This is a genomic window from Pseudomonas kulmbachensis (assembly GCF_963681935.1).
GTDB lineage: Bacteria > Pseudomonadota > Gammaproteobacteria > Pseudomonadales > Pseudomonadaceae > Aquipseudomonas > Aquipseudomonas kulmbachensis.
Map to the genome: position 1 here is coordinate 2,081,535 of NZ_OY817088.1, position 23,515 is coordinate 2,105,049.

Consider the following 23,515-nt stretch of genomic DNA (forward strand, 5'->3'; position numbering starts at 1 on the left):
ACGCCCGCTCCCACAGGTGGGGCTTTGTGCTCAAGATGAAGCAGGTTTGCGCGGTGCTCGGGGCTTTTTCTCTGCGACAGGTTTAGCCGGTGACTTGGCTTTGGTAGCCCGTGGTGCTGTTTTGGATGGAGCCAGTGCCTGTGCCTGCGCCAGTTTGTGAGCCATTTCCCAGTGACGCTCCTGCTGGCCATCGGGCCGACCCTCGGATTCCCAGATCTGGTAGGCAAACTCACGAATATGTTTGTCGTCGTTACTCATGGCAAAGCTCCTTGGGTGGTAGGGCAATTATCGATCTCGTTCATGGGCTTGCTGGCGGGCACAGGCCAGCAATTCGAAGCGTCGCGTGGCGTCGATCGCGTCCAGCAACGTGTTGCAGTCGCCCGGCAAGCGTCGGCACCAGTTGGGGTGGCCGCTGACGGTGCCTGGCAAGTTGGCTTGCTCCTCAAGGCCAAGGGCGTCCTCGATCGGTAGCAGCACCAATGGTGCACGGGTGTGCCCCAGAAAACGGATACTGGCGTCCAGTGTCGGGGCGTTGCCCTGGGTTTCTTCCTGAAAGTTTTGCGGGTCCTGGCGCAAGGCCCGGTCCAGACCTTCGCACTCGTGTTGGCGATTTTCCCGCCAGCGGTGCGCAGCCACAGGGTCGATCAACCCCAGGCGTTCATTCCAGTCGATATCGCGTCCGCACAGCCAGCCATTGAGAGTGGGTAGATCGTGGGTGCTGGTGGTGGCCAGTGCATAGTCCGGCCAGTCCAGAATGGGTTTGAAGCGGGCGCCGTAGTCTTGCTCGAACAGCAGCACGCGAATCCCGAGGATCGCCCGCTCGCTGAGTTTTTCGCGCAGCCCGTCCGGCACCGTGCCGAGGTCTTCGCCGAGCACGATGGCTTGATGGCGTACAGATTCGAGGGTGACCAGGCGCAGCAGGTCATCGACCGGGTAATACAAATACGCCCCTTCGCTGGACGGTGCCCCCAGGGGGATTACCCATAAGCGTTGTAAACCCAGTACATGGTCAATGCGCAGCCCTCCAGCGTGGGCAAAGTTAGCGCGTAACATTTCGATAAAGGCACGGAAGCCATTACGTTTCAGGCCTTCAGGTGAAAACGCGGAAATCCCCCAGCCCTGGCCTGCACGGTTGAGTTGATCGGGTGGGGCGCCTACGGTCAGTTGCGCCAGCATTTCGTCCTGTCTGCACCATGCCTGGCTACCTGCGCCATCAGCGCCCACGGCCAGATCGGCGATCAGGCCGATAGCCATGCCGCTGGATCGTGCCGTGGTTTGTGCATGAGCCAGGCAGCGGGCGATCAGCCACTGACAAAAGGCGTAATACGCAATGACCTGCTGGTGCTCTTCGGCAAAGTGCAGCAATGCCGGGCTGTCGGGGTTGCGCCATTGCTCTGGCCAGTCGCGCCAATCGAGGCTGTGATGCTCGGCCACGCAGCGCTCTTGCAAGGCTTCGAAGCGGCAGTGGTTTTCCAGTGCCTCGCCTCCCAGTTCGCGAAAGCGCTCGAAGTCGTCCATGCGCGGATGTTCGCCCCGGGAAAAGTCATTGTAGAGCTGGCGCAGCAGTGTCTGTTTGGCCCGGGTCACGGCTGGCCAGTCAATCAGGGGCAATTGTTCCAGGCGCTGCAGTTCTTCTTTCAGACCCGTAGCGTCGATGGCCCTGTTTAGCGCCTCTTCACCCAGAATGCTGGCGGGTGCGGCATACAGGCTGTTGAGGAACAGACGGCTGGACGGTGAATACGGACTGTAATGCTTGGGTGCGCTGCTGAACATGGCGTGCAGGGGGCTGATTGCCAAGGCATCCGCGCCGCGCTCACCGGCCGCCCGCAGCAGGGTTTCCAGTGCCTGGGTATCGCCAAAGCCACCATCGCCTTGGCGATGCAGCGAATACAGCTGAGCACTTAGGCCCCAGGCACGGGGTGCTGCCTGATGCAGGGCATCGGCAATGCTGAAACATTTGGCCGGGGCTACGGCGAGGGTGAAATGCTGATCGTCCAGTTGCACCCGGTGGTAACCAATGGGAATCATGCCCGGCAGTACCGCGTCGGCATCCAGCTGGATCGCCAGGGAGTCACCGTTTTCCAACTGCACGACGCACTGGCTGTGGGGGTGGAAATAACGAGATAAATCCAGCGCCTTGCCCACATCTGCGGTCAGTAATGGCGGCAGCCGTTTGTTCTGTTGTTCCAGCTGCAAATTCAGCAGGCTGGTTTCGATAGCTTCGGCGCTGTCGGCAGGTAAGCCCAAGCCCGCCAGAATGGCTTCCAGTGCGCTTGGTTGAACCCTTTGTGGCTGACCGTTGGCATCGATCCAGTCAACGGCCAGCCCGGCTCGGCCAGCGAGTACTTCAAGTTGCGCTTCACTCATTGGCGGTTCCCTTGGTGGCGATAGATGATCGGACGTCAGGCAGATCCGCAGGTGGTATTGCTCAAGGTGACACGCTGCGAAGCAGTGACTTGGCAACCAGTTGTTCATAAAGCTCGGCGTAGGGTTCCACCGCCTTGCACCAGTTGAAGGGTGCTGCCATCGCGCGGCAACGCATGGCGTTAAACAGCGCGGGGTAGCTGAAGACCTTGAATGCTCGCTTCAGAGCCTGCTCGTAACTGGCCACGGTGGATTCATCGAACAAAAACCCGGTAACGCCATTTTCGATGGTATCGGCCAGACCACCGGTGTTGCGTGCTACAGGCAGTGAACCGAAGCGTTGCGCGTACATTTGGCTCAGGCCGCAGGGTTCATAGCGCGATGGCATCAACAGGAAATCGCTGCCCGCGAACATGCGCCGAGCGTCGGTTTCATTGAAACCGATACGTACCCCGATCTGACCGGGGAAACGCAGAGCCAGTTCACGCATGGCCTGTTCCTCCTCCGGCTCGCCGCGGCCGATGATGCAGATCTGTCCGCCCGATGCCACGATAAAAGCGGCCACGGCTTCGGTCAGGTCCAGGCCTTTTTGGTACACCAGCCGCGAAACCACGGCGAACAGCGGCCCTTTGGAGGGTTTGAGTTCAAACAGGCTGCGTACATGGGCGGTGTTCAGGGCTTTGGCGTCCCAGTCGCCGATGCCGAACGGGGCAATCAGATGGGGGTCGGTTGTGGCTTCCCAGCTTTCATCAATGCCATTAGGGATACCGCTCAGCAGCCCTTGCTGGGTTTTGCTGGCTAAAAAGCCATCCAGGCCGCAACCGAAGGCCGGAGTGGTGATCTCTGCGGCATAGGTGGCACTGACCGTGGTGATGTGGCTGGCATAGGCCATGCCGGCCTTGAGGAACGACAACTTGCCATAGAACTCCATGCCGTCCTGTTGCAGGGCATGGTGCGGGATACCCAGCTCCGGGCAGCAGGCCCGGCTGAATACGCCCTGGTAGGCCAGGTTGTGAATGGTGAATAGCGTTGGCGTGCGCTGACCGCGCCAATGCATATAAGCCGGGGCCAGCCCGGCAGGCCAGTCGTGGGCGTGGACCAGGTCTGGCTGCCAATGAATCTGCGCCAGGTTGGCCGCAATATCGGCCGCGGCCAGGCCCAGGCGGGCGAAGCGAATATGGTTGTCGGGCCAGTCACGGCCGTTATTGGCGCCATATGGGGTGCCTTCGCGTTCATACAGCTCGGGGCAAATCAGTACATAGATGACCAGGCCGTCCTTCAAGTCCATGCGCCCGATCTTGCAGGCGGGCAGGGCGGCATGCCCACCGAGTTCGCCGATGATATGGATCGGGTTGTCGCTGTTGAGTACTTGTGGGTAGCCGGGAATCAACACCCGCACATCATGTAAATGACGCATGGCCCGTGGCAGCGCGGCAGACACATCGCCCAGGCCGCCGGTTTTCACCAGATCGGCCAGTTCGGAGGTGACAAACAGCACTTTCTTTTTATTGGGATTAGCGCTCGGCAGTACCTGCACGGGCTTCCCGGCAGGGGCCAGGCCTGACAATGAAATCAGCTCATTAATAACTTGCGGGTGCAGACGTTCTTCTTGATTTGGCGCAGCAGCACTGATCATGAATCTCTCCCGTTGTATTTATTGATCCCTAACGGCCACCCGGCCGGTACGTCCTCACTTGCTGATCCGCCACATCCCGCCTGCGTAAAAGCCCAGAAGGTAAATAAGGCACTGCAAGGAATGCACCAAAAGCGACGACCCTGTTTGAAATTGACCTATCACGGGCGCTAAAGATTCACTTATATAAATACGACGTTAAAACGCCGTACACACGACAGCGTTAAGTGTAGGAGAGATAGGTCAAGGTGCTAGGTGGGAGTCGGAACTTTTGTAGGACAAGGGCATATTTGTTGTAATAAATTTTCTATCACATGATGTGTGTCACTGTTATGTCAATACGTCGCGCAGCTCTGGACTTTTTGGTAGCCGCTGACGAGGAACGAAGGCTGCGAGCTCTTGATCTTGCGAACGGGACAAAAAAGCTCGCAGCCTTCGTTCCTCGTCAGCGGCTACAGTGCACTCAATGCTCCAGAGGATTTCAATAACAGGGCGAGCGCACCATTGCAGTGCGCTCGGTACTGAAATCTCAGTTGCCGGGGTACTCGGCAATCACCTGGTCTTTACCGTCGTTGCGCAGGCCGATCACCTGGTACGCGTCCTTGCGATCACCCATTTCCATTCCGGGTGAGCCCATGGGCATGCCCGGTACGGCAATCCCTTTGAGGTCATTGCGCTTGGTCAGGGCAACCACTTGTTCGGCGGGTACATGGCCTTCAACGAATTTGCCGTCGATCACTCCGGTATGGCACGAAGCCAGTCTCGGCTGGACGCCGAGGCGCTGTTTCACGCTGCTCATATCGGCTTCCACATGGTCATTGACCTTGAAGCCATTGGTTTCAAGGTGAGAAATCCAGGCTTTGCAGCAGCCACAGTTGGCATCACGATGCACATCAATGGTCAGTTGTTCGGCGGCTTGAGCCATTGAGGCAAACAGCAGGGCCGAGAGAGCGGCAAGGCGCAATGGAGTTTTCATCGAGTTCCTCTTTACGAAAAAAGTGTCAGCTTGAGCGATAGGGACTGTCAGGCAACTGATGGCAAGATGACAATTGTGTCAGGTTCAGCGTGCTCCGCTTATTGGCCCAGCCGCAAGCTGGCGCGAATACCTTTCACCTCTGGCTCGTTGGCCTTGTAACCGTCTGCGGGGCCCGCGTAGGAAAGCGCGTAAGCGCTGTTGCCCTGAGTGGCGGCTACCAGTGTCTGAGTGATGACGTGGTTACCGTTCTGAGTGATCTTGCAGGTGGTTTCCAGCGCATCCAGGCCGCCCAGCGTGCTGCTGCGGATTTTGCTGCATGCACTCTGGTATCCGCCTTTGGCGAAGTTCTGTTGCAGGGTTTTGCGCATCTGCAACAAAACCGCCTCCATATTGACCTTGTGTTCAGGTGCCAGGGTCGACTGGGTCAGCTCCATGACCATCTGCGGATCGCCATTGGCGTCGTTCTTCACTGCTCGCTGGCGCACGCTGGTGTCGTCAGTCGCAGGCGGTACGGCTTGCACTTCCCAGTCTGCGGGCCAGGTAATCATCAGCCCTTCGGCGTTGGCCACGGGCAGCGCAGCGAGCAGGCATAAGCCGATAAAAACAGGTAAACGGCGAGCAAAGTGCATGGATATCGGGCCTTTTGGGCAAGTTTTGACAGTAATAGTGTATCAACAGGTGTCGAGGTATTGCTTTGCAGCGTGACATCATTTTCGACCATTGCTCAGCTAAACCTTTGCTTCTTATGTCTAATCCCGGACAATCGCGCCCCTCTTATGGCTGGGGCGATGTCAGCAAGGTGTTTCTTGTCCGCCCCGGCTGCGTGGTAACGACCGGCTAGCGGAGATTCGACCGGATGAATGACCAGGCTAACAGCGTTGACGAACGCTTCGACGAGACCCCAGCGACCCTGAGTCGCTGGAACCGTCATGACACCACCTGGATGCTGGGCCTGTTTGGCACAGCGATTGGCGCAGGTACTTTGTTTTTGCCAATCAACGCTGGGCTTGGCGGCTTTTGGCCGTTATTGATTCTGGCGCTGCTGGCGTTCCCGATGACCTTTTACGCCCACCGTGGCTTGACCCGATTCGTTCTCTCCGGTCGCGAAGGCTCAGATATCACTGACGTGGTAGAAGAACATTTCGGCCTGCGCGCCGGTGCAGTGATTACACTGCTGTATTTCCTGGCCATTTTCCCTATTTTGCTGATTTACAGCGTAGCGCTGACCAACACCGTTGGCAGTTTTATGCTTAATCAATTGCATATCACGCCACCACCACGGGCCATCCTGTCGCTGGTGCTGATTCTGGGCTTGCTGATCGTTGTGCGCTGCGGCGAACAAGTGATCGTGAAGGCCATGAGCATGATGGTCTACCCGTTTATCGTTGCATTGCTGTTTTTGGCGGTGTTTCTGATCCCGCACTGGAATGGCGGCATTCTGAGTACCGCAAGCACGCTGCCGGAGCCTTCGGCTTTATTGCACACCTTGTGGTTGGCGATTCCGGTGATGGTGTTCTCCTTTAACCATTCACCGATCATCTCGGCTTTCGCCGTGGATCAAAAGCGCCGTTACGGTTCGAACGCCGACGAGCGCAGCTCGCAGATCCTGTCCCGCGCCCACCTGCTGATGGTGGTGATGGTGCTGTTCTTTGTCTTCAGCTGTGTGCTCACGCTGTCGCCTGAACAACTGGCCGAAGCCAAGGCCCAGAACCTGTCGATCCTGTCCTACCTGGCCAACCACTTCAGCAACCCGACCATTGCATTTGCCGCGCCGCTGATTGCGTTCGTGGCCATTGCCAAGTCATTCCTGGGCCACTACATCGGCGCCAGCGAAGGCCTTAAAGGTCTGGTACTGAAAACCGGCAAGCGCCCAGGCGCGAAAAACCTCGACCGCATGACCGCTGCTTTCATGCTGGTGGTGTGCTGGGCCGTGGCAACGCTTAACCCAAGCATCCTGGGCATGATCGAAACCATGGGCGGGCCGGTGATTGCTGCCATTCTGTTCCTGATGCCGATGTACGCGATCCGCCGGGTGCCCGCCATGCGTCAGTATTCGGGGCAGATCTCCAACGTGTTTGTCACTGTTGTGGGCCTGATCGCGATTTCGTCGCTGGTGTACTCGCTGATCCCTTGATGCTTGCCCCGGTCGCCGCCGTTCTGCGCGGCGACACTTCGGTGATTGTCCAGCTCAAGCCGCCCAAGGCTTGAGTCTGGCCAGTACTGTGAATACTATTGCGACCCATTCCTATTCGTGGTGTGCTGCCAGCACGTCCGAGGGTTCCCGTGTCGCCATCCCCGTCGAACTTACCCTAGCTGCGATCACCACGGTTGGCTGTTGAACTGGCTGCGGCGGCGCTTGCGCGATACCGACAGTGCTGCTGATGTGCTGTTCACTGAGCAACAGCGATTGATGGTGTTGCGGATGGGCGAAATTATTACTACGGCGCTCCACGCAATCTGATGCTGGGGATGAAGTACCGTTTCTGAAGAGGCTTTCTGGGAGCGTGCTTGCTCTCGATCAATCGCGAGCAAGCACGCTACAGGTTGTGGGTTATTTACCCGACAACAACGCCTCTAGTTTTTCCTGGTCACGGGCGAACTGGCGAATGCCCTCGGCCAGTTTCTCAGTGGCCATTGCATCTTCGTTGGAGGCCCAGCGGAATTGCGCTTCGTTCAGGTTCAGACGCGGTTCGCCCGCGTGGCCTGGAGCCAGTTTGCGCTCCAGTTTACCGTCGTCCAGAGCCAGTTTTTCCAGCAAGTCCGGGCTGATGGTCAGGCGGTCGCAGCCAGCCAGTTGCTCGATCTGGTTGAGGTTGCGGAAGCTGGCGCCCATTACCACGGTGTTGTAGGCATTGGCCTTGTAGTAGTTGTAGATACGGGTCACGGACTGCACGCCCGGATCATCGGAACCGGTGTAGTCGGTGCCGGTGGACTTCTTGTACCAGTCGTAAATCCGACCTACGAACGGCGAGATCAAAAATACCCCGGCATCGGCACAGGCAGCGGCCTGGGCGAACGAGAACAGCAGGGTCAGGTTGGTTTGAATACCGTCCTTTTCCAGTTTCTCGGCAGCGCGGATGCCTTCCCAGGTCGAGGCGAGCTTGATCAGGACGCGGTCGCGGCCTACACCAGCCTTGTCGTAAAGCTCGATCAACTGGTTGGCTTTGTTCAGCAGGGCCGGCTCGTCAAACGATAGACGGGCGTCGACTTCAGTCGAAATGCGCCCCGGTATCACTTTCAAGATACCGCTACCTACCGATACCGCGAAATGATCGCAGGCCAGGCCCACATTGCCCTTGGCGTGGCTGATGGCGTTTTGCAGCAGCTCGGCATAACCGGGCATCGCTGCAGCCTTGAGCAGCAGCGACGGATTGGTGGTTGCATCCACAGGTTTGAGACGGGTAATCGCGTCGAGGTCGCCGGTGTCTGCGACCACGGTGGTGAACTGCTTGAGTTGTTCCAGCTTGGAAGTCATGAGCGTCTCTGTCGAAAAGGTATTAATGGCAGTACAGATTGATTGCGTCGTCGATCAATAGTTCGTTGAACGAAGAATGCCGTTGAATACCTTCTCGATGCAACCAATGGAACAGATTTAATCTGTCGTAGTGCCATTACCTGGATTTCAGAGTTCCAGCTTGCCCCATCCTGGCTTGCGCGGCTCTGGTTCGCTGATCTGCACAGCATTGACGGTTTTGCCGGTGGCCAGCTCAACCCGGCGCGCCACTTCCGGGTCGTCGGCAAAGGGGATCAGGCTGGCCTCGTCGATATCCTTTGCGGTTTTATGCTTCAGGCACCAGCCGACCGCAAAGTAGAGGCTGATTACGGCGGCACAGTTGAGGACTATTTCGAGCATGGCAAGGCTCCTTGCTGAGTGCAGCGCACGCCTGCGGCATGCGCTGCAACGGGGTCAGGCGATCTGGGCGCTCAGTTCGGCCTGTTTGAAGTTGGCCACGCGCACCGTGCGCCATACGTTCCAGGCCATCAGCAGCATGCCGCAGAGGAAGAACAGCCCGCCCACAAGGCGCACGACGAAGCCAGGGTGGCTAGCCTGCAACGACTCGACAAACGAGTAGGTCAGCGTGCCGTCATCGTTGATTGCACGCCACATAAGGCCCTGGGTGATGCCGTTGACCCACATCGAGGCGATGTAGAGCACCGTGCCGATGGTGGCCAGCCAGAAGTGCAGGTTGATCAGGGCAGTGCTGTACATCTGCTCGCGGCCGAAGATTTTCGGGATCATGTGGTACAGCGCACCGAAGGTGATCATCGCTACCCAGCCCAATGCCCCGGCGTGAACGTGGCCGATGGTCCAGTCGGTATAGTGGGAGAGGGCGTTGACGGTCTTGATCGCCATCATCGGGCCTTCAAAGGTCGACATGCCGTAGAACGCCAGCGACAGCACCAGAAAGCGCAGGATCGGGTCGGTGCGCAACTTATGCCAGGCGCCCGAGAGGGTCATCATGCCGTTGATCATGCCGCCCCAGCTGGGTGCCAGCAGAATGATCGACATCGCCATGCCCAGCGACTGAGCCCAGTCCGGGAGGGCGGTGTAGTGCAGGTGGTGCGGGCCTGCCCAGATATACAGGGTGATCAGCGCCCAAAAATGCACGATGGACAGGCGATAGGAGTAAATCGGCTTACCGACTTGCTTGGGCACGAAGTAGTACATCATCCCGAGAAAGCCGGTTGTCAGGAAGAAGCCTACAGCGTTATGCCCATACCACCACTGCACCATGGCATCGGTGGCGCCGGAGTACACCGGATAAGATTTGAACCAGTCCACGGGGATTGCCAGGTGGTTGACCACGTGGAGCATGGCGATCACCAGAATAAAAGCGCCGAAAAACCAGTTGCCGACATAAATATGCTTTGTTTTGCGCCGCACCACGGTGGTGAAAAAGACGATGGCGTAGGCCACCCAGACCACGGTCATCCAGACCGCGCCGGTGAACTCGATTTCGGCGTACTCCTTGGTCGTGGTGTAGCCCAGGGGCAGGGTGACCAGCATGATCACAATCACTGACTGCCAGCCCCAGAAAGTAAAGGCTGCGAGCCTGTCAGAGAACAGCCGCACCTGGCAGGTACGCTGCACGGCGTAGTAGCTGGCGGCGAATTGCGCGCTGCCGGCAAAGCCGAAAATCACCAGACTGGTGTGCAGCGGTCGCAGGCGGCCGAATGTGGTCCAGGGCAGGTCGAGGTTCATCTGTGGCCAGGCCAGTTGTGAGGCGATCCACACGCCCATGGCCATGCCGATAACACCCCAGACCACGGTCATGATGGCGAATTGGCGGACAACCTTATAGTTATAGGCCTGCCCGTTTAGTGCTGTGCTCATGCTCAAGTCTTCCACGGTTCAAAGTCCTGCCAGGCCTCGTGGTCTGGCGCAGGGTGAACTTTAGGAACCTTGAGCAAAACAAAACAGATTCAGAAAATCATAATTAATACGGATCAGATTTTATCTCAGGTTTAATCGAAAATTTTCTTAACTGATCTGGTTTTAATTGGTTTTCAATAATTTAAAAGCAACTGAGCTGTAAGGCTCGGGCCCATGTGTATTGCGTGCTCTATCACATTCAACGTCGGATAAAACCTGGTTCTGCGGCGATTCTCCAATGCTTGGCTATACCTATATGGCGCGTTCTTACGGTTGCGTCCCCTACAGGAGTTACAGCATGAAGCTTGGCTTAATGATCGGTACGTTGTGCATCGCCTCAATCGGGATGGTCGGTTGTGCGAGCAAGGTCCAGCAACCGGATGAGTACTCCGGCTTTTTAAAAGATTACAGCCGCCTTAAAGAAGGCAAGTCGCCGTCTGGTGCAGAAGTGATGCGTTGGGTTGACCCTCAGCTCAAGATCAACCAATACACCAGCGTTTATATCGAGCCGACCCAGCTGTACCCGGCACCCAAGCCTACGGAGAAAATCCCGCAGAGCACTTTGAATGGCATCACCAGCTACTATGATCAGGCGCTGAAACGTGAAATGAGCAAATCACTACCGCTGGCCAGTGGCCCAGGCCCAGGGGTGATTGTGGTGCGGGCAGCCATCACTGCGGTCAGCAGCGAGACCGAGAGCCTGGCACCTTATGAGTACATTCCGGTAGCGCTGGTTGCGGCGGCTGTGAGCACGGCGTCGGGGATCCGTGATCAGGAAACCCAGTTGGCCACTGAGGCAGTGTTTATCGACGGGCAAAGTCAGGATGTGGTTGCCCAAGTGGTTCGCAAAGGCATTGGCAAGCCGTTGAGTAACGACAGCCAGGTGATGAGGGCCGATGACGTGAAAAAGGTCATCGATAGCTGGGCATCGGACATGCATCAGTCGTATTTGAAGCTGAAAAAGTAACCGCGCGGTACTTGTGGGAGCGAGCCTGCTCGCTCCCGTTGCTGCGCCTGCAACTATTTACCGAAAGTGACGTTGATCCCGGCAAACAGCGTGAACTGGGGCAGGTCGTCACCCTTGCGCTCCACAGTCCATTGCGGTTCAACGAAGGCGTTGAGAATGTTGCTTCCGGCTTTCCAGGCTTTGCCCACGCCCAAGCCGATGGGGATGTAGTGCGTGTTGCTTTTCAGGTCGTAGGTCCAGGTGCCTGTGGAGCGCAAGTACCAGCCCTTGGGCAGGTTGTGGATGATAAATGGCTGAAAGGTGGCGCTTTCAACATGCTGGCGGTCGCTGTCACCGGCGAACGAGCTTTGGTACTGCACCAGCGCACCCAGCAGGCCGCGTGGTGAGGCGTCGATGGCAATAGCGGCCAGGCCGGCTTGCCACTTGCCGGTGCCCAGTTCGTCATGTTCGGCGGTTGGCGCGGTGATTTGCGGGCCGATGCCAAGCTGCACACCTTCGGTTTTGAGCAGGAATATATCGAACAGGTTGAGGTCGCCAATCCCGGTGCTGTAGCCGCTGTGGGGATTGGGCCGGGTACTGATCGGCAGCGTGACGCGCAGCAGTTGTGGTACGCCGATAAAGTCATTGGGCGCCACGGGCAGGGCGCCTCGCAACAGGGCGTCATTGGTGTGGATATTGCTGTCGTAGACCTGTGGCGTGTAATAGTCCTGAAGATTGATTCCCGGAGCCAGGCTCAGCGGGTTGTTGCTTTTGTTGGCGGTCTCGGCGTTATCGGCCAGTGCGTCAGCAGCAGGGCACAGAACAAGTGACAGCAACAATCCTGAGGCGAGGCGTGTGATGGGCATGGCAGTCCTGTTCCTTGGATACTGACCGTTAACGCTAGCAGTTGGCCTGTACACTGCCGGTATTTATGGCCGTTTTGAGTGCGGCTACACAGAAAGTTGCAGCCTGTATCGTTATGGCATGCAGTGGCGGCGGCTTTGTAGGAGCAATCTTTTTGTAATGGTAAACATGAGATTTTATGTTCAGCCCATAGGTCAGCCTGCCTGATTCATGTTTAACTTCGGCCTCTTCAACAACCTGTCAAAAAGGACATCGTTCATGGCTCAAGTGACGCTTAAAGGCAACCCTGTTCAAGTCAACGGCGAACTGCCTGCAGTAGGTTCCAAGGCGCCGGCGTTTTCGCTGGTTGCAGGTAATTTGTCCGATGTAACACTGGCGAGCTTTGCCGGTAAGCGTAAAGTGCTGAACATCTTCCCAAGCGTTGATACCCCGACTTGCGCGACCTCCGTGCGCACGTTCAACGCTCAGGCCAACGAACTGGCCAACACCGTTGTGCTGTGCATCTCGGCTGACCTGCCATTCGCCCAAGCACGCTTCTGCGGCGCTGAAGGTCTGGAAAACGTACAAAACCTGTCGACCCTGCGCGGCCGTGAGTTCATCGAGAACTACGGCGTGGCAATCGCAGATGGCCCGCTGGCTGGCCTGACTGCTCGCGCTGTTGTAGTACTGGACGAAAACGACAACGTGCTGCACAGCGAACTGGTTAAAGAAATCGCTGAAGAGCCAAACTACGAAGCAGCGCTGGCTGTTTTGAAGTAAGTCGTACCGCAAGACCAAAAGCGGCCTGGCACCCAAAGTGTCAGGCCGTTTTTTTTGCGTTCTACTTTGTATTGATTGCAAAACTGTGGGAGCGAGCCTGCTCGCGAAGGTGGTTAACAAAGGCGCATGTTGCCGGAATTATGGCGGGGCTCTTGATATTTTCGCGAGCAGGCTCGCTCCCACAACATGGACTCAGGTAATACCAAAAGGGGCTACAGAGGCTCTATAACGTAAATACCCGGTAAAGAACCTTTTCATAACGGTCTGCACTGCTTATCGTTCGGCTTCCTGAAAATTATCGCTCGCGCTAATGGTTGATCATTCCATGCAATCCTCTGTTTCCCACAAATCCCGTTTCTGGCTGTTTGGCCTGCTGGCCTTGCTGATCGTCGTTGGTCTGTGCTGGTGGCTATGGCCGTCCGCCTCGAAAAAGGCCGTGACCGATCAGCCTGCCGGGCACACCGGTCGCTCGGGGATGATGCGTCCCGGGTTTGGCGGTTCGACTCAGCCTGTGCCGGTTCGAGTGTCGCAAGTGACGCAGGGTGATTTTCCGGTGTACTTCAAGGCGCTGGGGACTGTGACGGCACTCAACACCATCAACGTGCGCAGTCGTGTGGCAGGGGAGTTGGTCAAGATCAACTTCAAGGAAGGGCAAATGGTCAAAGCTGGCGAACTGCTGGCTGAAATCGACCCGCGCAGCTATCAGAATGCGTTGCTGCAAGCCGAAGGCACGCTGCTGCAGAATCAGGCGCAACTGAAAAACGCTCAGGTCGATGTGCAGCGCTATCGCGGCCTGTACGCCGAAGACAGTATTGCCAAGCAAACCCTCGACACCGCCGAAGCATTGGTCAGCCAATATCAGGGCACGGTCAAGACCAATCAGGCTGCGGTCAACGATGCCAAGCTGAATCTGGAATTCACCAAAATTCGCGCCCCTATCGCTGGTCGTGTGGGCTTGCGCCAACTGGATGTCGGTAACCTGGTGGCGGCCAATGACACTACAGCGCTGGTGGTGATCACCCAGACCGAGCCGATCGTGGTCAGTTTCACCTTGCCCGAGACCAACCTGGCGCTGGTACTTGAGCGCTATCGCAGCGGCGCCAAAATGCCGGTGCAGGCCTGGAACCGTGGTGACACCAAAGAGCTGGCGGTGGGCGTATTGAGCAGCATCGACAACCAGATCGATATCACCACCGGCACCTTGAAGTTCAAGGCACTGTTCGAGAACCGCGATCAGGCGCTGTTCCCCAACCAGTTCGTCAATGTGCGCCTGTTGGCTGACACTCTAAAAAACGTGGTGCTGGCGCCGACGGCAGCCATTCAGTACGGCACCAACGGCTCGTTCGTGTACGCAATGGATGGCGACAACAAAGTCAAGATTCGCACCGTCAAAGTGGGCGTCACCGATGGCGACGTAACAGTGATCGAAGATGGCCTGGCACCGGGTGATCGTGTGGTGCTCGAAGGCACTGATCGCTTGCGCGATGGTGGCGCGGTGGAAGTGGTCAACGACAGCGTCGAAGTGCCTGCAACTGCAGCCGGGCAAGTGCTCGATGGCGGCTCTGACACTGATGCAGCCCCGGCCTCTGACAAAGCCAAGACCAAGGCCCGCGAATGAATCTGTCGCGGCTGTTTATCCTGCGCCCGGTCGCAACCACGCTGTGCATGCTGGCCATCGTGTTATCCGGGATCATCGCTTATCGCTTGCTGCCAGTGTCGGCCCTGCCTCAGGTCGACTACCCGACCATTCGCGTGATGACGCTGTATCCCGGAGCCAGCCCGGATGTCATGACCAGCGCCGTGACTGCGCCGCTTGAACGTCAGTTCGGGCAAATGCCGGGCCTGACGCAAATGGCCTCGACCAGTTCCGGTGGCGCATCGGTACTGACCCTGCGCTTTAATCTCGACATCAACATGGATGTGGCCGAGCAACAGGTGCAGGCCGCGATCAACGCTGCCAGCAACCTGCTGCCCAAGGATTTGCCGGCACCACCGGTGTACAACAAGGTCAACCCGGCGGATACCCCGGTGCTGACCCTGGCGATCACCTCCAAAACCATGCTGCTGCCCAAGCTCAATGATCTGGTCGATACGCGCATGGCGCAAAAGATTGCCCAGATCAGTGGCGTCGGCATGGTTAGTATCGCGGGCGGTCAGCGTCAGGCGGTGCGGATCAAGGTCAACCCCGAGGCGCTGGCCGCCAATGGCCTGAACCTGGCGGATGTGCGCACCCTGATTGGCGCATCCAACGTCAATCAGCCCAAGGGTAACTTTGACGGCCCGACCCGGGTGTCGATGCTGGACGCCAACGACCAGCTGAAAACCCCCGAGGAATACGCCCAACTGATCCTCGCCTATAACAACGGTGCACCGTTGCGGCTCAAGGACGTGGCCGAAATTGTCGACGGTGCCGAGAACGAACGTCTCGCGGCCTGGGCCAACGAAAACCAGGCGGTATTGCTCAATATCCAGCGCCAGCCCGGTGCCAACGTGATTGAGGTAGTGGACCGGATCAAGGCGCTGTTGCCGAGCATCACCGACAACCTGCCGGCTGGCATCGACGTCACGGTGCTGACCGACCGTACGCAAACCATCCGCGCCTCGGTGCGTGATGTGCAGCACGAATTGCTGATCGCCATTGCGTTGGTAGTGATGGTGACATTCCTGTTTCTGCGCCGAGCCAGCGCGACCATCATCCCCTCGATTGCCGTACCGCTGTCGCTGGTGGGTACATTCGGGGTGATGTATCTGGCTGGCTTCTCGATCAACAACCTGACGCTGATGGCTCTGACCATTGCCACCGGTTTTGTGGTGGATGACGCCATCGTCATGCTGGAGAACATCTCGCGCTATATCGAGGAAGGCGACAGCCCGATGCAGGCGGCGCTCAAGGGCGCCAAACAGATCGGCTTCACCCTGATCTCGCTGACCCTGTCGCTGATTGCGGTATTGATCCCGCTGCTGTTTATGGCCGACGTGGTAGGGCGGTTGTTCCGCGAGTTTGCGATTACCCTGGCGGTGGCGATCCTGATCTCGCTGGTAGTCTCGTTGACCCTGACCCCGATGATGTGCGCCCGCCTGCTCAAGGCCGAACCCAAGCCCGAAGAACAGGGGCGCTTCTACCGCGCCAGCGGCGCCTTTATCGACTGGATGATCGCCGAATACGGGCGCATGTTGCAGTGGGTACTCAAGCACCAGCCGCTGACCCTGCTGGTGGCCATCGGCACACTGGGCTTGACCGTATTCTTGTACATGGTGGTGCCCAAGGGGTTTTTCCCGGTGCAGGACACCGGGGTCATCCAGGGCATCTCCGAAGCGCCGCAATCGATTTCCTTCAGCGCCATGAGCCTGCGTCAGCAGGAGCTGGGCAAGATCATCCTGCAGGATCCGGATGTTGAAAGCCTGTCGTCGTATATCGGCGTGGACGGTGATAACCCGACGCTCAACAGCGGGCGCATGCTGATCAACCTCAAGCCCCACAGCGAGCGCAACGAAAGTGCCTCCGAGGTGATTGCACGTTTGCAACCGCAACTGGACAAGCTGACGGGGATTCGCCTGTTTATGCAGCCGGTGCAGGATTTAACCATCGAAGACCGCGTGAGCCGTACCCAGTACCAGTTCAGTCTGTCTTCACCGGATGCCGAGATGCTCAGCACCTGGAGCCAAAAACTGGTCACGGCGCTGTCCAACCAGCCTGAACTGGTCGATGTGGCCAGCGATCTGCAAGACAAGGGCTTGCAGGTGTATCTGGTGATTGACCGCGATGCCGCCTCGCGTCTTGGGGTGTCGGTGGCCAATATCACCGACGCCTTGTATGACGCGTTTGGCCAGCGCCAGATCTCGACCATCTACACCCAAGCCAGCCAGTACCGTGTGGTATTGCAGGCCAAGGACGGCGAGAAAATTGGGCCGCAAGCCCTCGACCAGATCCACGTGAAAACCACCGATGGCGGCCAGGTACGGTTGTCGAGCCTGGCCAGGGTCGAAGAGCGTCAGGCGCAACTGGCTATTTCCCATATCGGCCAGTTCCCCTCGGTGATGGTCTCGTTCAACCTGGCTCCCGGTGTGGCACTGGGGCAGGCGGTCCAGCTGATTGATCAGGTGCAAAAAGACATCGGCATGCCGTTGGGGGTCAAAACCGAGTTCCAGGGCGCGGCGCAAGCGTTCCAGGCATCCCTGTCGAGCACCTTGCTGCTGATTCTTGCGGCGGTAGTGACCATGTATATCGTGCTCGGTGTGCTCTATGAGAGTTACATTCACCCGATCACAATCCTTTCAACCCTGCCGTCGGCGGCGGTCGGTGCCTTGCTGGCGTTGATCCTCAGCGGCAATGACCTGGGGATGATTGCGATTATTGGCATCATCCTGCTGATCGGTATCGTGAAGAAAAACGCGATCATGATGATCGACTTCGCGCTCGATGCTGAACGCAATCAGGGCATGGCGCCCGAGCAGGCAATTTATCAGGCGGCGCTGCTGCGCTTCCGACCGATTCTGATGACCACCCTGGCCGCGCTGTTCGGGGCGGTGCCGCTGATGCTGGCCACCGGTTCCGGGGCGGAATTACGTCAGCCATTGGGTCTGGTAATGGTCGGCGGTTTGCTGGTGAGCCAGGTACTGACCCTGTTTACAACTCCGGTGATCTACCTGTATTTCGATCGTCTGGGCCGCCGCTGGCGCGGTGCTCCTGCCCAGGCCAAGCAGGCGTCGCTATGAATCTGTCCGGCCCGTTTATCAAGCGCCCGGTAGCCACCATGCTCCTGAGCCTTGCAATCATGTTGCTGGGCGGTGTGAGCTTCGGTTTGCTGCCGGTGTCGCCGCTGCCGCAAATGGACTTCCCGGTGATCGTGGTCTCGGCCAGTTTGCCGGGAGCCAGCCCCGAGGTAATGGCGTCTACCGTGGCCACGCCGCTGGAGCGATCGTTCGGTGCGATTGCCGGGGTCAACACCATGAGCAGCAACTCGAGCCAGGGTTCGACCCGAGTGATTTTGCAGTTCGATCAGGACCGCGATATCAACGGTGCTGCGCGGGAAGTGCAAGCGGCGATCAACGCTTCGCGCAACCTGCTGCCTAGCGGCATGAAAAGCATGCCCACCTACAAAAAAATCAACCCGTCTCAAGCACCGATCATGGTGCTGTCGCTGACCTCCGAGGTGCTATCCAAGGGGCAGCTTTACGATCTGGCCTCGACCATCCTCTCGCAAAGCCTGTCCCAGGTGCCCGGTGTGGGCGAAGTGCAGATTGGCGGCAGCTCGCTGCCCGCCGTACGCATTGAGCTGGAGCCGCAGTTGCTCAACCAGTACGGCGTTTCGCTGGATGATGTGCGCAACACCATTGCCAATGCCAACGTTCGTCGCCCCAAGGGCGCGGTGTCCGACGGTGAGCGCAACTGGCAGATCCAGGCCAACGACCAGTTGGAAAAAGCCAAGGACTACGAGCCGCTGATCATCCGCTACCAGGATGGTGCGGCGCTGCGTCTGAGCCACGTAGCCAAGGTCAAGGACAGCGTTGAAGACCGCTACAACAGTGGTTTCTTCAATAACGATGCCGCGGTATTGCTGGTGGTCAACCGCCAGGCCGGGGCCAACATCATTGAAACCGTAAACGCGATCAAGGCCCAGTTGCCCGCGCTGCAGGCAGTGCTGCCAGCCAGCGTCCAGCTGAACCTGGCAATGGACCGCTCGCCGGTGATCAAGGCCACGCTGCACGAAGCCGAGATGACCCTGCTGATTGCCGTGGCGCTGGTGATTCTGGTGGTGTTCCTGTTTCTCGGCAATTTACGTGCGTCGCTGATCCCGACCCTGGCAGTGCCGGTTTCATTGGTCGGTACTTTCGCGATCATGTACCTGTACGGGTTCTCGCTGAACAACCTGTCGCTGATGGCTCTTATTCTGGCTACCGGGCTGGTGGTGGATGACGCCATCGTGGTGCTGGAGAACATCTCGCGGCATATCGATGCGGGAATTGCGCCGATGAAAGCGGCGTACCTGGGTGCCAAGGAAGTCGGTTTCACCTTGCTCTCGATGAACGTCTCGCTGGTGGCGGTGTTCCTGTCGATTCTGTTTATGGGCGGGATTGTCGAGAGCCTGTTTCGCGAGTTTTCCATCACCCTGGCAGCCTCGATAGTAGTATCGCTGGTAGTGTCGCTGACCCTGACCCCGATGCTTTGTGCGCGTTGGCTTAAACCCCATGTGCCGGGCACCGAAAACGCCATGCAACGCTGGAGCATACGGCTTAACGAGCGCATGGTCAGCGGCTATGCCCGCAGCCTGGATTGGGTATTGCGGCACAAGCGGCTGACGCTGTTCAGCCTGCTGCTGACCATCGGCGTCAACGTTGCGTTGTATGTAGTGGTGCCCAAAACCTTTATGCCGCAGCAGGACACCGGGCAACTGATCGGTTTTGTTCGCGGTGATGATGGCCTGTCGTTCAGCGTGATGCAGCCGAAGATGGAAATCTTCCGCAAGGCGGTGCTGGCCGACCCTGCAGTCGAAAGCGTGGCCGGCTTTATTGGCGGTAACGGCGGCACCAACAACGCGTTCATGATCGTGCGCCTAAAGCCGATTTCAGAACGCAAGGTGTCGGCGCAAAAGGTCATTGAGCGCTTGCGCGAGAACATGCCGAAAGTGCCGGGCGGGCGGCTGATGCTGATGGCTGACCAGGACCTGCAGTTTGGCGGCGGGCGTGATCAGACCAGCTCGCAATACTCCTACATTCTGCAAAGCGGTGATCTCGCCCAATTGCGTATCTGGTACCCGAAAGTGGTGGCTGCGCTCAAGGCGTTGCCGGAACTGACCGCCATCGATGCCCGTGAAGGACGCGGTGCGCAACAAGTCACGCTGGTGGTCGACCGCGATCAGGCCAAGCGCTTGGGGGTGGACATGGACATGGTCACCGCGGTGCTCAATAACGCCTACAGCCAGCGACAGATTTCCACCATCTACGACAGCCTGAACCAATACCAGGTGGTGATGGAGGTCAACCCAAAGTACGCCCAGGACCCCGAAACCCTGAACCAGGTGCAGGTGATTACCGCCGATGGCCAGCGGATTCCGTTGTCGACGATTGCTCACTACGAAAACAGCCTGCAGAACGACCGTGTCTCGCACGAAGGCCAGTTCGCCTCGGAGTCTATCGCGTTTGATATGGCCCCCGGCGTGACCATGGAGCAGGGTACCGCAGCTATTGAACGGGCCATCGCCAAACTCGGTTTGCCGGAAGAAGTGATTGCGAAAATGGCCGGTACGGGCGATGCCTTCGCCGCCACGCAAAAAAGCCAGCCGTTCATGATTTTGGGTGCGCTGGTGGCGGTGTATCTGGTGCTGGGGATTTTGTATGAGAGTTATATCCATCCGTTGACCATTCTTTCGACCTTGCCGTCGGCCGGGGTGGGTGCGCTGTTGAGCATCTACCTCACAGGGGGTGAGTTCAGCCTGATCTCGCTGCTCGGTCTGTTTCTGCTGATCGGTGTGGTGAAGAAAAACGCGATCTTGATGATCGATCTGGCGCTGCAACTGGAACGCCACTCGGGCCTTGACCCGCAAGAGTCGATCCGCAGTGCGTGCCTGCAGCGTTTAAGGCCGATTCTGATGACTACTCTGGCGGCCATTCTCGGTGCCTTGCCGCTGATGCTGAGCAGCGCAGAAGGTGCTGAAATGCGCCAGCCGCTGGGTCTTACCATTATCGGCGGCCTGATTTTCAGCCAGATCCTGACCCTTTACACCACCCCGGTGGTTTACCTCTATCTCGACCGCTTACGCCATCGTTTCAACAAGTGGCGTGGCGTGCGCACTGATGCTGCTCTGGAAACTCCGCTATGACCTCTCGTTTGCTTACCCTTGCCCCGGCTCTGTCGTCCCAACGTTGGCAGTTGGCCCGTGGCTCGCGCCTGCTGGGCCTGGCGCTGTCCGCTGTGTTGCTCAGTGCCTGTGCGATTGGTCCGGATTACCAGCGCCCGCAAACGTCGGCCCCGCTTGAGTACAAACAGGCCGCTGGCTGGACTCAGGCCAATCCGAGCGACTCCCTGGCCCGTGGCGCCTGGTGGGAGCTGTATGGCGACCAGCAGCTCAACGGGCTGGTTGAAAAACTCAACAGTTCCAACCAGACCATTGCGCAGTCCGAAGCCCAGTTTCGTCAGGCTCAGGCATTGGTGCGCAGTGCGCGTGGGGCTTTTTTGCCGAGCGCCGATTTGAGCGTGGGTAAAACCCGCTCCAGTCAGGGTACCGGCAGTTCCAATTCAAGTTTGACCAGCTCCAGCAGCGGCATTCGTGACACCTTGAACGCTCAGGTCGGGGTGAGCTGGGAAGCTGATGTGTGGGGCAAGTTGCGCCGAGGCCTTGAAGCCAACGAGGCGAGCGCCGAAGCCAGCTTGGCCGATTTGGCCGCGATGCGTCTGAGTCAGCAGTCGGAACTGGTACAGAATTACCTGCAATTACGGGTGATTGATGAGCAGAAACGCTTGTTGGAGGCCACGGTCGAGGCGTATCAGCGTTCATTGAAAATGAGCGAAAACCAGTACCGCGCGGGAATCTCCGGCAAGGATGCGGTGGCCCAGGCACAAACCCAGTTGCGCAATACCCAGGCCAACCTGATCGATCTGATCTGGCAACGAGCCCAGTTTGAAAACGCGATTGCGGTGCTTACCGGTCAGGCCCCGTCGGGCTTTAATCTGGCTGAAATCAAAGACGTGCCCAAGTTGCCGATGATCCCGGTCAACCTGCCTTCGCAATTGCTGGAGCGGCGCCCTGACATTGCCTCTGCAGAGCGCTCGGTGATCGCCGCCAACGCCAATATCGGCGTGGCCAAGGCGGCTTACTACCCGGATTTCAGCCTGAGTCTGTCGGGCGGCTACAGCAGCAGCCAGTATCAGGACTGGATCAGCGTGCCAAACCGCTTCTGGTCGGTGGGGCCGAAAATCTCGTTGCCGCTGTTCGATGGCGGTCAGCGTTCGGCCGAAGTCGATCGTAACGAGGCCGCGTATGACCAGACCGTGGCCAAGTATCGCCAAACCGTGCTTGACGGTTTGCGTGAAGTGGAAAACTACATGGTGCAATTGAAGGTGCTGGGCGATGAGTCGGTGGTGCAGGAGCAGGCACTGGAATCGGCCCGGGAGTCGTTGCGTCTGACCAACAACCAGTACAAAGCCGGGTTGATTGCCTATCTGGACGTAGTCTCGGTACAAACCACCGCCCTGACCACTGAGCGCAGCGTGCTCAACCTGTTGCAAAGCCGCCTGATTGCCAGCGTGCAGTTGATAGCGGCGCTGGGCGGCGGGTGGGATGGCAAGACCGACCTGAACGCCCAGGAACAATAAACCCTGCCTTTGTGGGAACGAGCCTGCTCGCGATGCAGACAATGCGGTCTCTGCAACAAACCGTGGTGATGCCTTCGCGAGCAGGCTCGCTCCCACAGGTCGAGCCTAGTAAAAACTGAACCTGTCCTTGCCCGTTTTTTTGGATTCATACAGCGCCTTGTCGGCATTGGCCAAAGCCTGGTTCAGGGTGTCTGTATCGGTAACCCGGGCCAGGCCAATACTGACGGTCACGGGATGCTCAGCGAGGTCCTCGCGCACCCGGCTACACAAGCTGTCCATCAGTGCTTCGACGTCGCTGCGCCTTACCCCTGACAGGTACACGGCAAACTCTTCCCCTCCCAATCGTGCGTACTCATGGTCAGCCATCACTGCCTTGATGCTGGCAGCGGTGCGCTTGAGCACTTCATCGCCGATATCATGGCCATATTGATCATTTACCTTCTTGAAGTTGTCGATGTCGATCATCGCCAGGTAGTGATCCTGCACCCGCGGCTGGGTCAGCAATGCATGACCTGCCTGGAGCATAAATGATCGGCGGTTGGGGATTTCGGTCAGGGCATCGACATAGGCCTGGACCGCCAGCCGCTTGGACATGATGTAGTTGTGCAACTTGACCCGACGCAATTTGAAAAAACTGTAAATCGTCACGCTGCACAAAAAAGCGCAGAAGCACAGAATCAACAGACCGCGCAGGTCCATGACCGACGCTTGGGTCATCAGAAAAGGATTAAGAGTCAGGCAAGTAATCGCGGCAACACCAAGGAATGCCCAGCGGCTCAGAGGCAGGATCGAGGCGTTGTAAAGGACGCTCGCGCAGGCGAGTGCCAGCCAGATGGGCTGTGTTTCGGCCGGCAGACCAAAGGTGACCAGGCGCAAACCCAGGGTAATGACCGCGACGAACATCACGTTCAGCACGTCGAAATGCCGGTAATTGCGAATAAAGCCAAGGATGGTGGTGAGTGCTGCCATCACGCCAATAAACAGCAAGGACAGAGCCGTAAAACCCTGGCCGCCCTTGAAGCTGATAATCAGGTTGAACAGTAACCAGATGGCAATGCTGGTGATATAAGTCAGGCGGCAAAAATTGCGCAGTTTTTCGAAGTCGTGTTGAGCAAATTCGGCTTGCAAGGCAGGTGGCGCAGCTTGTTTGGAGATCTCTGATTCAATGGTTTTGAGCATTGCGCGCCTTGAACACTGTCGGATGACGGGCCCTGGGCAAACATGTGTTTAAACATCTTCTGCCCAGGTTACATAAGTAACCCTAGCAGGAGTTGGCTGCTTATCGA

Annotated in this window: 17 protein-coding genes; 7 read left to right on the plus strand and 10 right to left on the minus strand. The window is 58.0% G+C overall.

Annotated features, from left to right (window positions below):
- Positions 1-30: 30 nt before the first annotated feature.
- From U5A05_RS09490 to U5A05_RS09510, 5 genes are all read right to left on the minus strand, one after another.
- Entirely contained in the window at positions 31-258 is a 228-nt protein-coding gene (locus U5A05_RS09490; protein ID WP_261741854.1) for a DUF2934 domain-containing protein, read from the minus strand.
- A 27-nt stretch (positions 259-285) separates the two neighbouring features.
- Entirely contained in the window at positions 286-2,367 is a 2,082-nt protein-coding gene (gene malQ / locus U5A05_RS09495; RefSeq protein ID WP_261741855.1) for a 4-alpha-glucanotransferase, read from the minus strand.
- Positions 2,368-2,428: 61 nt separating this feature from the next.
- Positions 2,429-4,000, minus strand: coding sequence for a glycogen synthase GlgA (glgA, locus tag U5A05_RS09500; RefSeq protein ID WP_261741856.1), 1,572 nt, complete (start codon positions 3,998-4,000; stop codon positions 2,429-2,431).
- A 526-nt stretch (positions 4,001-4,526) separates the two neighbouring features.
- The gene (locus tag U5A05_RS09505) at positions 4,527-4,973 is read right to left on the minus strand and encodes a DUF411 domain-containing protein (protein WP_321836197.1); all 447 of its coding nucleotides are present in this window, start codon (positions 4,971-4,973) and stop codon (positions 4,527-4,529) included.
- A 98-nt stretch (positions 4,974-5,071) separates the two neighbouring features.
- Positions 5,072-5,602: a DUF4946 domain-containing protein gene (locus U5A05_RS09510; protein ID WP_261741858.1), complete on the minus strand. Its 531-nt coding sequence runs from the start codon at positions 5,600-5,602 to the stop codon at positions 5,072-5,074.
- 227 nt (positions 5,603-5,829) lie between these two features.
- On the opposite strand from U5A05_RS09510, the gene U5A05_RS09515 reads away from it, so the two are divergent.
- Positions 5,830-7,107 carry a serine/threonine transporter gene (locus U5A05_RS09515; RefSeq protein WP_261741859.1) on the plus strand — a complete coding sequence of 426 codons (1,278 nt, stop codon included), beginning with the start codon at positions 5,830-5,832 and terminating at the stop codon, positions 7,105-7,107.
- A gap of 417 nt (positions 7,108-7,524) precedes the next feature.
- On the opposite strand, the gene tal is transcribed toward U5A05_RS09515, so the two are convergent.
- The 3 genes from tal to ccoN form a co-directional block, all read right to left on the minus strand.
- The gene (gene tal / locus U5A05_RS09520) at positions 7,525-8,448 is read right to left on the minus strand and encodes a transaldolase (RefSeq protein WP_321836198.1); all 924 of its coding nucleotides are present in this window, start codon (positions 8,446-8,448) and stop codon (positions 7,525-7,527) included.
- A 147-nt stretch (positions 8,449-8,595) separates the two neighbouring features.
- Positions 8,596-8,826 carry a hypothetical protein gene (locus U5A05_RS09525; protein ID WP_321836199.1) on the minus strand — a complete coding sequence of 77 codons (231 nt, stop codon included), beginning with the start codon at positions 8,824-8,826 and terminating at the stop codon, positions 8,596-8,598.
- A gap of 54 nt (positions 8,827-8,880) precedes the next feature.
- The gene (gene ccoN / locus U5A05_RS09530; RefSeq protein WP_321836200.1) at positions 8,881-10,308 is read right to left on the minus strand and encodes a cytochrome-c oxidase, cbb3-type subunit I; all 1,428 of its coding nucleotides are present in this window, start codon (positions 10,306-10,308) and stop codon (positions 8,881-8,883) included.
- Positions 10,309-10,645: 337 nt separating this feature from the next.
- Here ccoN and U5A05_RS09535 point away from each other — a divergent pair, with 337 nt between their 5' ends.
- On the plus strand, positions 10,646-11,314 hold the full coding sequence (locus tag U5A05_RS09535; protein ID WP_261741862.1) for a DUF3313 domain-containing protein: 669 nt from the start codon (positions 10,646-10,648) through the stop codon (positions 11,312-11,314).
- Positions 11,315-11,367: 53 nt separating this feature from the next.
- On the opposite strand, the gene U5A05_RS09540 is transcribed toward U5A05_RS09535, so the two are convergent.
- The gene (locus U5A05_RS09540) at positions 11,368-12,159 is read right to left on the minus strand and encodes a hypothetical protein (protein WP_261741863.1); all 792 of its coding nucleotides are present in this window, start codon (positions 12,157-12,159) and stop codon (positions 11,368-11,370) included.
- A 256-nt stretch (positions 12,160-12,415) separates the two neighbouring features.
- Here U5A05_RS09540 and tpx point away from each other — a divergent pair, with 256 nt between their 5' ends.
- From tpx to U5A05_RS09565, 5 genes are all read left to right on the plus strand, one after another.
- A complete protein-coding gene (gene tpx, locus U5A05_RS09545; RefSeq protein WP_019828950.1) occupies positions 12,416-12,916 on the plus strand; it encodes a thiol peroxidase in 501 nt (166 codons plus the stop codon).
- 310 nt (positions 12,917-13,226) lie between these two features.
- Entirely contained in the window at positions 13,227-14,534 is a 1,308-nt protein-coding gene (locus tag U5A05_RS09550) for an MdtA/MuxA family multidrug efflux RND transporter periplasmic adaptor subunit (RefSeq protein WP_321836201.1), read from the plus strand.
- Positions 14,531-17,632, plus strand: coding sequence for an MdtB/MuxB family multidrug efflux RND transporter permease subunit (locus U5A05_RS09555; protein WP_321836202.1), 3,102 nt, complete (start codon positions 14,531-14,533; stop codon positions 17,630-17,632). The genes U5A05_RS09550 and U5A05_RS09555 overlap by 4 nt, the downstream gene beginning before the upstream one ends.
- Positions 17,629-20,736 (plus strand): efflux RND transporter permease subunit, encoded by a 3,108-nt coding sequence (locus U5A05_RS09560; RefSeq protein WP_261741866.1) that lies wholly within the window; start codon positions 17,629-17,631, stop codon positions 20,734-20,736. The genes U5A05_RS09555 and U5A05_RS09560 overlap by 4 nt, the downstream gene beginning before the upstream one ends.
- Positions 20,733-22,229, plus strand: a complete 1,497-nt coding sequence (locus tag U5A05_RS09565) for an efflux transporter outer membrane subunit (protein ID WP_261741867.1) — start codon at positions 20,733-20,735, stop codon at positions 22,227-22,229. The genes U5A05_RS09560 and U5A05_RS09565 overlap by 4 nt, the downstream gene beginning before the upstream one ends.
- A gap of 105 nt (positions 22,230-22,334) precedes the next feature.
- Here U5A05_RS09565 and U5A05_RS09570 read toward each other — a convergent pair whose 3' ends face one another.
- Entirely contained in the window at positions 22,335-23,408 is a 1,074-nt protein-coding gene (locus U5A05_RS09570; RefSeq protein WP_321836203.1) for a GGDEF domain-containing protein, read from the minus strand.
- Positions 23,409-23,515: the final 107 nt, after the last annotated feature.

Bases quoted from the DNA above. Each gene is read 5' to 3' on its own strand.
- glgA (WP_261741856.1), bottom strand. From the start codon at position 4,000: ATGATCAGTGCTGCTGCGCCAAATCAAGAAGAACGTCTGCACCCGCAA.
- tpx (WP_019828950.1), top strand. From the start codon at position 12,416: ATGGCTCAAGTGACGCTTAAAGGCAACCCTGTTCAAGTCAACGGCGAA.
- U5A05_RS09515 (WP_261741859.1), top strand. From the start codon at position 5,830: ATGAATGACCAGGCTAACAGCGTTGACGAACGCTTCGACGAGACCCCA.
- tal (WP_321836198.1), bottom strand. From the start codon at position 8,448: ATGACTTCCAAGCTGGAACAACTCAAGCAGTTCACCACCGTGGTCGCA.
- ccoN (WP_321836200.1), bottom strand. From the start codon at position 10,308: ATGAGCACAGCACTAAACGGGCAGGCCTATAACTATAAGGTTGTCCGC.
- U5A05_RS09510 (WP_261741858.1), bottom strand. From the start codon at position 5,602: ATGCACTTTGCTCGCCGTTTACCTGTTTTTATCGGCTTATGCCTGCTC.
- U5A05_RS09560 (WP_261741866.1), top strand. From the start codon at position 17,629: ATGAATCTGTCCGGCCCGTTTATCAAGCGCCCGGTAGCCACCATGCTC.
- U5A05_RS09540 (WP_261741863.1), bottom strand. From the start codon at position 12,159: ATGCCCATCACACGCCTCGCCTCAGGATTGTTGCTGTCACTTGTTCTG.
- U5A05_RS09555 (WP_321836202.1), top strand. From the start codon at position 14,531: ATGAATCTGTCGCGGCTGTTTATCCTGCGCCCGGTCGCAACCACGCTG.
- U5A05_RS09505 (WP_321836197.1), bottom strand. From the start codon at position 4,973: ATGAAAACTCCATTGCGCCTTGCCGCTCTCTCGGCCCTGCTGTTTGCC.
- U5A05_RS09525 (WP_321836199.1), bottom strand. From the start codon at position 8,826: ATGCTCGAAATAGTCCTCAACTGTGCCGCCGTAATCAGCCTCTACTTT.
- U5A05_RS09550 (WP_321836201.1), top strand. From the start codon at position 13,227: ATGGTTGATCATTCCATGCAATCCTCTGTTTCCCACAAATCCCGTTTC.
- U5A05_RS09565 (WP_261741867.1), top strand. From the start codon at position 20,733: ATGACCTCTCGTTTGCTTACCCTTGCCCCGGCTCTGTCGTCCCAACGT.
- U5A05_RS09535 (WP_261741862.1), top strand. From the start codon at position 10,646: ATGAAGCTTGGCTTAATGATCGGTACGTTGTGCATCGCCTCAATCGGG.
- U5A05_RS09490 (WP_261741854.1), bottom strand. From the start codon at position 258: ATGAGTAACGACGACAAACATATTCGTGAGTTTGCCTACCAGATCTGG.
- U5A05_RS09570 (WP_321836203.1), bottom strand. From the start codon at position 23,408: ATGCTCAAAACCATTGAATCAGAGATCTCCAAACAAGCTGCGCCACCT.
- malQ (WP_261741855.1), bottom strand. From the start codon at position 2,367: ATGAGTGAAGCGCAACTTGAAGTACTCGCTGGCCGAGCCGGGCTGGCC.